Origin of the sequence: Patulibacter medicamentivorans (assembly GCF_000240225.1) — a bacterium.
Lineage (GTDB): Bacteria > Actinomycetota > Thermoleophilia > Solirubrobacterales > Solirubrobacteraceae > Patulibacter > Patulibacter medicamentivorans.
In genome coordinates this window covers 1-7,967 of the sequence record NZ_AGUD01000076.1, presented here as the reverse complement: position 1 = coordinate 7,967, position 7,967 = coordinate 1, and the positions used below count along the sequence as shown (strand labels likewise).

At 73.9% G+C, this 7,967-nt stretch carries 9 protein-coding genes and 2 tRNA genes; 7 read left to right on the top strand and 4 right to left on the bottom strand.

Annotated elements, in window-relative coordinates:
* Both PAI11_RS07385 and pheA read right to left on the bottom strand, forming a co-directional pair.
* On the bottom strand, positions 1-611 hold a 611-nt coding region (locus tag PAI11_RS07385; protein WP_040598975.1), incomplete at its 3' end, for a prephenate dehydrogenase.
* A complete protein-coding gene (pheA, locus tag PAI11_RS07380; RefSeq protein ID WP_007572521.1) occupies positions 608-1,513 on the bottom strand; it encodes a prephenate dehydratase in 906 nt (301 codons plus the stop codon). The genes pheA and PAI11_RS07385, both read right to left, overlap by 4 nt.
* 157 nt (positions 1,514-1,670) lie before the next feature.
* Here pheA and PAI11_RS07375 point away from each other — a divergent pair.
* Positions 1,671-1,741: transfer RNA gene (locus PAI11_RS07375), tRNA-Gly, on the top strand.
* A 296-nt stretch (positions 1,742-2,037) separates the two neighbouring features.
* Here the strand turns inward: PAI11_RS07375 and PAI11_RS07370 are convergent.
* On the bottom strand, positions 2,038-2,715 hold the full coding sequence (locus PAI11_RS07370; RefSeq protein ID WP_170320701.1) for a zinc metallopeptidase: 678 nt from the start codon (positions 2,713-2,715) through the stop codon (positions 2,038-2,040).
* Positions 2,716-2,914: 199 nt separating this feature from the next.
* Between PAI11_RS07370 and PAI11_RS07365 the strand changes: the two genes are divergently transcribed.
* From PAI11_RS07365 to PAI11_RS07355, 3 genes are all read left to right on the top strand, one after another.
* Positions 2,915-2,988 (top strand) — tRNA-Pro (locus PAI11_RS07365).
* Between the two features lie 143 nt (positions 2,989-3,131).
* Positions 3,132-3,335, top strand: coding sequence for a hypothetical protein (locus tag PAI11_RS07360; protein ID WP_007572518.1), 204 nt, complete (start codon positions 3,132-3,134; stop codon positions 3,333-3,335).
* Positions 3,336-3,347: 12 nt separating this feature from the next.
* On the top strand, positions 3,348-4,178 hold the full coding sequence (locus PAI11_RS07355) for a tetratricopeptide repeat protein (RefSeq protein ID WP_007572517.1): 831 nt from the start codon (positions 3,348-3,350) through the stop codon (positions 4,176-4,178).
* 24 nt (positions 4,179-4,202) lie between these two features.
* Here PAI11_RS07355 and PAI11_RS07350 read toward each other — a convergent pair whose 3' ends face one another.
* Positions 4,203-5,678, bottom strand: a complete 1,476-nt coding sequence (locus tag PAI11_RS07350) for a flavin-containing monooxygenase (RefSeq protein WP_050897158.1) — start codon at positions 5,676-5,678, stop codon at positions 4,203-4,205.
* Between the two features lie 108 nt (positions 5,679-5,786).
* Between PAI11_RS07350 and PAI11_RS07345 the strand changes: the two genes are divergently transcribed.
* From PAI11_RS07345 to PAI11_RS07335, 3 genes are all read left to right on the top strand, one after another.
* Positions 5,787-6,998, top strand: a complete 1,212-nt coding sequence (locus tag PAI11_RS07345) for a PucR family transcriptional regulator (RefSeq protein ID WP_425280471.1) — start codon at positions 5,787-5,789, stop codon at positions 6,996-6,998.
* A 56-nt stretch (positions 6,999-7,054) separates the two neighbouring features.
* Complete coding sequence (locus PAI11_RS07340; RefSeq protein WP_007572513.1) at positions 7,055-7,342, top strand: DUF2277 domain-containing protein; 288 nt, start codon at positions 7,055-7,057, stop codon at positions 7,340-7,342.
* A gap of 215 nt (positions 7,343-7,557) precedes the next feature.
* The gene (locus tag PAI11_RS07335) at positions 7,558-7,869 is read left to right on the top strand and encodes a hypothetical protein (protein ID WP_007572511.1); all 312 of its coding nucleotides are present in this window, start codon (positions 7,558-7,560) and stop codon (positions 7,867-7,869) included.
* Positions 7,870-7,967 lie beyond the last annotated feature (98 nt).

Here is a 7,967-nt window from a genome sequence, read left to right as displayed (position 1 = left end):
GCGGCGACGGCGCCGGCGACCAGGTGCGGGGCGTGGCTGGTGGCGGCGACGGCGCGGTCGTGCTGCTCGGCGGTGCAGGCGATCACCCGGGCGCCGAGCGCGTCGAGGACGGGGGCGGCCCGCAGCAGCAGGTCGAGCGAGCTGGCCTCGCCGTCGGGGTCGGCGGCCGGCGGGCAGACCGCCCACGGCGCGCCGTTCAGCAGCTCGGCGCGGGCGGCCGCGTAGCCGCCCTGCTCGGCGCCGGCCAGCGGGTGGGCGGGCAGGAACCGCTCGGCGTCGGCCTCGGCGCGCCAGCGGACCTCGTCGACGACCGGGCCCTTGACCGAGGCGGCGTCGAGGACGATCAGGTCGGGCGACGCGGCCAGCGCGGCGCTGACGACGGGACCGGTGGCGTGGGGCGGGACGCAGACCAGCAGCACGTCGACCTCGCGCGCGGTCGCCTCGGGCGAGCCGTCGACGGGGATCCCGTGCTCGGCGCACCAGGTCCGCGGCTCGGGCCAGACGTCGCAGCCGCGGACGTCGAAGCCGGCCTGGGCGAGGGCCAGCAGCGCCGACCCGCCGATCAGGCCCAGCCCGCAGACCCCGACGCGGGGGCGAGCGGGGGCGCTCATGGCCGCTCCGTGCGGTCGAGCATCGTCTCCAGCCGGTCGACCGCGGCGTCGCGGCCGGTGCGCGGGGCGGGGGCGGGGCGCGTCGGGTCCTCGGGGTAGCTGCCCAGGTAGCGGACGTCGACCGATCCCCGCAGCAGCCCGAGCGTGGCGTCGCGCATGCGCGGGTCCTGCAGGTGCCCCTGGCCCTCGATGAAGAAGACGTACTCGCCGAGCAGCTCCTTGGTGGGGCGCGACTTGATCGCGGTCAGGTTGATCCCGCGGGCGGAGAACTCCTGCAGGAACGACACCAGGCTGCCGGGCCGGTCCTGGTCGGGGTGCAGGACGAACGCCGAGCGGTCGCGGCCCGACGGCGGCGGGCACTTGCGGCCCAGGCGCAGGAAGCGGGTGGCGGCGCGCTCGTCGTCGCGCAGGCCGTCCTGGACGGCGATCAGCCCGAACTGCTCGCCGGCGTCGGCGCCGGCCAGCGCGCCCCAGCCGGGCTCGTCCGAGGCGGCGAGCTCGCGGCAGGCGACGGCGTTGGAGGACGCGGCGCGGGTCCGCAGGCCGTGCTGGCGGATGAAGCGGGTGCACTGGGCCAGGCCGACGGCGTGCGAGACGACGGCCTGCAGCGGCGTGTCGTCCCCGGGCCGGCGCCAGAGCGTGAACGCGATCTCGATCACCCGCTCGGCCGTGATGACGATCTCGTCCTCGGTCGCCAGCAGCAGGTCGAGGTTGGCCGCGATCGGCCCCTCCAGGCTGTTCTCGAACGCGATCACGGCCCCGTCGACCTCGCCGCGAGCGAGCGCGCCGATCACCTCCTCGGCGTGATCGAGCGGCACCAGCGTCTCGCCCTCGTGAGCCAGGTCGAGCGCGGCGCGGTGGGTGAAGGTTCCCTCGGGGCCGAGGAACGCGAGGTCGGCCATACGGGGCGAGACTAGACGGTCCGTTGAGCGACCGAAGGTCACGCAAGGCCTCCGTCGCGGGGCCGCTTGGCGATCGTTCGCACGACGTGAACGATCGCCAAGCGGCCGGGCGGGACGACCGCTCGCCGCCCGGGCTCCTACAATCCTCCGACCACGCGCGGGCGAAGTGTTGTGGTTGCACAGGAGCCTTCCAAGCTCTTAGGGCGGGTTCGATTCCCGTCGCCCGCTCCTCGCTCGCCCCGGTTCGCCAGCGGCGGTCCGGTGCGGGAGCAGGGAACGACGAAGGCCGCGGCAGGTGCCGCGGCCTTCGCCGTCTGGGGGGCGACCGGATGGGTGGAGGTCCCCGGTCGCGGTGCGCGAGGTCGGTGGGCGATCTCGCGCTGGTGTCGTGCCGCCGTTCAGGGGCGGCGGCACGACGGGTGGGAGGGGAGGAGGGGAAGGTCGCCGTCCCGCGCGGTCCGTGGCTCAGCGGTGAGCCCGGTCCCCGCGGGACGGCGGTCTTGGCGGTTCGATGTCGTCCATGATCAGCGGTTCTGGGTCGAGAGGACGAGGAAGACGAGCTGGCTGATGGCGGCCAGCGCGCCGACCACGTAGGTGGATGCGGCGGCGGTGAGGACCTTGCGCGTCCCGGCTGCCTCGCCGCCGGAGGCGAGCCCGAGCTGCTGCATCTGGATCCCGGCGCGGCGCGAGGCGTCGAACTCGACCGGCAGGGTGACGACGTGGAAGAGGACGGCGATCGCGTAGAGGCCGATCGCCAGCCAGACCAGGCCGACCGCCTGCAGGAAGAAGCCCGCGAGCAGCAGGATGATCCAGAGGTTCGATGCGAACGCGACCGCCGGGAACATGGCGGTGCGGAAGGCCAGCGGGGCGTAGGCCTGCGCGTGCTGCAGCGCGTGGCCGACCTCGTGGGCGGCCACCGCGGCGGCGGTGATGGAGCGCTGCCCGTAGACGGGCTCCGACAGCGCGACGGTCTTCGTCCGCGGGTCGTAGTGGTCGGTCAGTGCGCCCTCGGCGGGCACGATCTTGACGTCGCGCACGCCGTTGGCGACCAGGATCCGCTCCGCGACCTCGGCCCCGGTGAGGCCGGTCGAGAGGGGCTGGACGGAGAAGCGCTGGACGGTCCTCCGCAGCCAGCCCTGAGCGGCGAGGCCCAGGATCAGCGGCGGGACGGCGAACAGCGCGTAGAGGAGGAGGTTGTTCATCTGGGATCTCCGAACTCGTCGGTTCGGTGAATCCATGGAACCACCGCTCCCTGAGCGCGAGGCCGAGGTTTCCTGTGGCTTGCGTAAGCGTTCTTTCGACGCAGCTAAAGGCCGTGGGACGCCCGTCACAGACCGCTCGAGCGGAGCGGGCGAGGCGGCCCGCCTCGCGAGGGTCGCTGCTGTACCCTTCGCGCAGCGCCGGGGAGTGGCGCAGTCTGGTAGCGCACCCGGCTGGGGGCCGGGCGGTCGCAGGTTCAAATCCTGTCTCCCCGATGTACGGAAGCCCTGGACATTCCAGGGCTTTCGTGTTCCTGGCGCGAAGACCCCGCGCCGCCACGGAGGCCCTCTCATCCGCGCCAAAGGTCAGGGGTGCCGCCCGATTGACCCATCAGGCCGGCGGCGGTTGCATCGGTCCGATGCACGACACCACCCCCTCCAAGCGACTCGGCATCAAGCGGGTCGGCGCGCTGACGCTGGCCGTGCTGAGCCTCGGCACGATCGCCGTCGCCGCGACGCCCGAGGCCCAGTCGGCGGACGCCCAGCTGCTGGCGTTCGTCGAGTGCCCGGAGGACACCTGCGGGTCCAACCACAACGAGGTCATGGTCGGGCTGCACGTCTGACCCGCCGTCTCCGTGGCACGAACAGCGGCGCCGTCGGCCGTCGAGGCGCGGGCGCTGGGCGACCGCGCCGAGATCGCCCTGCGCCGGGGCGATCCGGCGGACGCGGAGCGCCTGTACCTGCGGGCGCTCTCGCTGGTGGCGGAGGCTGATTCCGGCGAAGCGGCCCTGGAGCGCAAGCTGCGCAACGGCCTGGGCATGGCCTACAAGGCGCGGGGGCGCTTCGGCGCGGCGCGCGCCACGTACGAGCAGGTGCTCCGGGCGCTGGCCGAGGCCGGCGAGCTGGACGGGGTCGACGCCGCCGCGGTCTGGCACAACATCGGCGGCGTCGAGCACGCCCGCCGGAACTTCGCGGCGGGGGAGGTGGCGGCGCGGCGCGCGGTGGAGATCCGCTCGGCGGCGCTCGGTCCCGATCACCCGCTGGCCGTCGCCGATCGCGTCGCGCTCGCCGCGCTGCTGCAGGGACAGCGCCGCGACGACGAGGCCGAGGCGCTGTACGTGGCGGCGTTGGAGCACTACGAGCGGCGCCCCGACGCGGACCGGCTGGAGATCGCCGTCACGTCCAACAACCTGGGCGCCCTCCTGGCCGCCCGCGGGGACCTCGCCGGCGCGCGGCGGTCGTATCGCCGTGCCCTGGAGATCAAGCGCGACCTGCTCGGCGCCGGTCATCAGGACGTGGCGCTGACCCGGCACAACCTCGGCATGCTCGAACTGCAGGCCGGCAAGCACGCCGTCGCCTACGAGCACCTGGCGGCTGCCCTGGCGGTGCTGCGATCCCGACTCGGCGCGGAGCACCCGCGCAGCGTCGCCTGCGCGGCGGCGCTGCAGGCCGCAGCCGACGCCTGAGCGGTCGGACGCGAGCCGCCCGCGTCAGACGACGGGCTCGACCGCCTGTCGCACCGCACTCCCAAACCGCAGCGCCCCATCAACCACCGGCCCCTCCCGCAGCCGCCGGTGGTCCGCCCCGTAGCTCATCTCCACCGTCCAGGGCCCATGCGACCCGCGCCGCGGGAACGCGGGGAGGCCGCGCTGGATGTAGCCGGCGTCGAACTCGAAGAAGGGCAGGCGCTGCAGGGTCGGGTCGTCGAGGGTCGGGACGACGGAGTCGTGGCCGTTGGCCTGCATGTGGGCGATCAGGCGGCAGAGGTGCTCGCAGACCAGGTCGACCTTGAGGGTCCAGGAGATGTTGGTGTAGCCGACGGCGAAGGCGAAGTTGGGGACCCCGCTCAGCATCATGCTCTTGAAGGCCACGGTGTCGCTGACGGCGATCGGCTCGCCGTCGACGTGCAGGTCGATCCCGCCGAGGGGCAGCAGGTTCAGGCCGGTCGCCGTCACGACGATGTCGGCCGGCAGCTCGCGACCCGACGTCAGCCGCACGCCGTCCTCGGTGAAGCGCTCGATCCGATCGGTCACCACCGACGCGCGGCCGGCCGAGATCGCCTTGAACAGATCCCCGTCCGGCACCGCGCACAGCCGCTGATCCCACGGGTCGTAGGCCGGGTTGAAGTGGACGTCGACCGGATGGCTGTCCGGCAGCTGGCGCTTGGCCATCGCCCGGATCACGCCCCGCACGCGGCCCGGCCAGCGGCGCGACGCGTTGTAGACGCCCTGCCAGATCGCGATGTTCATCCGGCGCGTCAGCCGGTAGGCGACCTGGTCGGGCAGCACCCGCCGCAGGCCGTTCGCGATCGGGTTGCGCCGCGGCACGCTGACGATGTAGCTCGGCGAGCGCTGCAGCATCGTGACGTGCGCCGCCCGCTCCGCCATCGCCGGCACCAGCGTGACCGCCGTCGCGCCGCTGCCGATCACGACCACGCGCTTGCCGCGGTGGTCCAGGTCCTCCGGCCACTGCTGCGGGTGCACGATCTGGCCGGCGAACCGGTCCTCGTCCTCGAACCGGGGCCGGAAGCCGCCCGCGTAGTCGTAGTAGCCGCTGGCCGAGAACAGCACCCGGCAGGTCAGCTCCAGCTGCTCGTCTCCGCGCTGCACCCGCACCGTCCAGCGGGCGTCCCGCGACGACCAGTCGGCGCCCAGCACCCGGTGGCCCAGGCGGATCCGGTCCTCGATCCCGTGCTCGGCGACCGTCTCGCGCAGGTAGTCGAGGATCTCGTGGGCGTCGGCGATCGCGTTGTCGCTCTTCCACGGCTTGAACTCGTAGCCGAACGTGTGGAGGTCCGAGTCCGAGCGGATCCCGGGGTAGCGGAACAGGTCCCACGTGCCCCCGATCGCGTCGCGCCCCTCGAGGATCGCGAACGACGTGCCCGGCAGCCGGGTCGTCAGGTGACAGGCCATGCCGATGCCCGAGATGCCGGCACCGACGATCAGGACGTCGAAGTCCGTGCTCATGCGCTGCTCCTCCGTGTTGCCCACGATCCGACGCTACCCGCCGGCCCACCCGCGCAGCCATGGATCCACGCCCAGACTTGTGCAGTAGACGTGGGCCGCGGCACACTGATCGTGGTGTCCACCTTCGACGTGCTCACGGAGATCGCCGACCGGATCGAGGCCGACCTCGACAGCGTGATCGCCGAGATGGACCACGACATGCGCGAGATCGTGTCCGGCTACGGGGCCGACGCGTCGTTCGCGGCCGAGGCGAGCGCCAGCAACCGCGCGAACATCCGGCGGTACCTGACGGTCGCGCGGCGCGCCGCCGATCCGCCGCCGCTGCACGTGCCGCCGGAGGCGTTCGACTTCGCGCGGACCGTCGTGCGGCGCGGCATCGAGTCGGACGTCGTCTACCAGGGCTACCGCAAGGGCCAGCAGACCTTCTGGCGCCGCTGGATGCGCGTCGCCGAGGACGTCGCGCGCTCCGGCGACGAGCTGGCGGAGGTCTTGAACGTCTCGCTCGACCTGCTGTTCGGCTACGTCGACGCGGTGCTCGGGCGCGTCATCACCGAGGTCGAGCGCGAGCGCGAGCAGGTGCGCGGGGGCGCGCTCGCCCGGCGGGCCGAGGCGATCCGGCTGCTCCTCGACGGCGCGCCGCTCGACGTCGCGACCGCCAGCCGCCGCCTGGATCACGACCTGCGTCGGCACCAGACCGCGCTCGTGCTCTGGACGGACGTCGCCGAGCCGCAGTACGGCGCGCTGGAGCGGACCGCCCTGGCCGTGGCGCGAGCGGTCGACGCGCGCTCGCCGCTGACGCTCGCGGCCAGCAGCACCGTGCTCTGGGCGTGGCTCGCCAGCGACGGACCGCTGACGGGGCCGGACCTCGGCGGCGGCGTGCCCGGCGCCGAGCCGCACGTGCGCGTGGCGATCGGCCCGACCCTGGCCGGCGCATCGGGCTTCCGCCGCAGCCACGAGGCGGTGGTCGCGATCCAGGGGCTGCTGGCCCGCAACCCCGAGGGCGCGCCGATCGCCACCTACGACGAGCTCGAGATCGCGTCGCTCGCCGCCCAGGACGAGCAGCGCGCGGGGGAGTTCGTCGCCCGCACGCTTGGCCCGCTGGCCGAGGAGACCCCGTCGAACGCCCGCCTGCGCGAGACCTTGCGGGTCTTCCTGGAGGAGGCCGAGAACGCGCCGCGGACCGCCGCCCGCCTGCACACCCACCGCAACACGATCCTCCAGCGCGTCGCCCGCGCCACCGAGCTGCTCGGCCACCCGCCGCGGGAACGGCGGCTGGCGGTGGCCCTGGCGCTGGAGCTGCGGCGGCGGTTGGGGGCGTAAGGCGGGCGGCGGTGTCAACCCGAGACAGATCGCGGGCCGCCCGCTAGCCTCGAACCATGTGCCGGAACATCAAGACGCTCTACAACTTCGAGCCGCCGGCGACCGAGGATGAGTTGCGGGCGGCGGCGACGCAGTACGTGCGGAAGATCAGCGGGTTCACGAAGCCGTCGCAGGCGAACGCCGAGGCGTTCGAGGCGGCGATCGAGCAGGTGACCGCGGCGTCGAAGCTGCTGATGGACTCGCTCGTGACGTCGGCGGCGCCGCGCGACCGCGAGGTCGAGGCCGAGAAGGCGCGCGAGCGCTCCCGCCACCGCTTCCCGGCTGCCGTCGTCAGCGGGAACTAGCCGCGCGACCGGCGCCCGATCGGGCGCCGCTCCGCGCACGTCGCGGCCTGCCCGCACGGATTTCGCACAGGCGCCGTAAGTCCTGTCCACCTCGCTCGTTGGACGACTGCGGGGGTCAACCGCATACGACCGGAGCTCGCCGCCGCTGGATGGGGCGGCGGCGAGCGCTGGCAGGGGACCCCGGGACGACCAAGCGACGAGACGGGACGAGCGAGATGCGGGATCTGGTGATGGTGATCGGGACGGTGCTGCTGCTGGTGCCGCTCGGCGTGGCGATCCGCTCCGTCCGCGCGCACGACGATCCCGCCGGGCGCTGCCCGCTGCTGATGGTCTGGACGCTGGCGTGGCTGACCGTCGCCGGCATCGCCGTGGTCGCGGCCTGCGGCCCGATCTCGGTCGACCTCGAGGCCGCCCGCACCGTCACGCTGGCCGCCGGCTTCGGCGCCGGGGTGATCGGCGGCGTCAGCGCGCTGGTGCTCGTCGCCAGCGGTCGGCTGGACGACGCCGACGCGCCGCCCGCGCGCTGAGGCGCGTTGCCCGCGCGGCGATGCGCGTTGACGAGCGCTGAGGCCCCGTCGCCCGCGCGCTGAGGCGGCCCCGCCCGCCTACCGCGCCGCGCCCGCCT

Bases quoted from the DNA above. Each gene is read 5' to 3' on its own strand.
- PAI11_RS07335 (WP_007572511.1), top strand. From the start codon at position 7,558: ATGCGGGATCTGGTGATGGTGATCGGGACGGTGCTGCTGCTGGTGCCG.
- PAI11_RS07360 (WP_007572518.1), top strand. From the start codon at position 3,132: ATGCACGACACCACCCCCTCCAAGCGACTCGGCATCAAGCGGGTCGGC.
- PAI11_RS07350 (WP_050897158.1), bottom strand. From the start codon at position 5,678: ATGAGCACGGACTTCGACGTCCTGATCGTCGGTGCCGGCATCTCGGGC.
- PAI11_RS07340 (WP_007572513.1), top strand. From the start codon at position 7,055: ATGTGCCGGAACATCAAGACGCTCTACAACTTCGAGCCGCCGGCGACC.
- PAI11_RS07370 (WP_170320701.1), bottom strand. From the start codon at position 2,715: ATGAACAACCTCCTCCTCTACGCGCTGTTCGCCGTCCCGCCGCTGATC.
- pheA (WP_007572521.1), bottom strand. From the start codon at position 1,513: ATGGCCGACCTCGCGTTCCTCGGCCCCGAGGGAACCTTCACCCACCGC.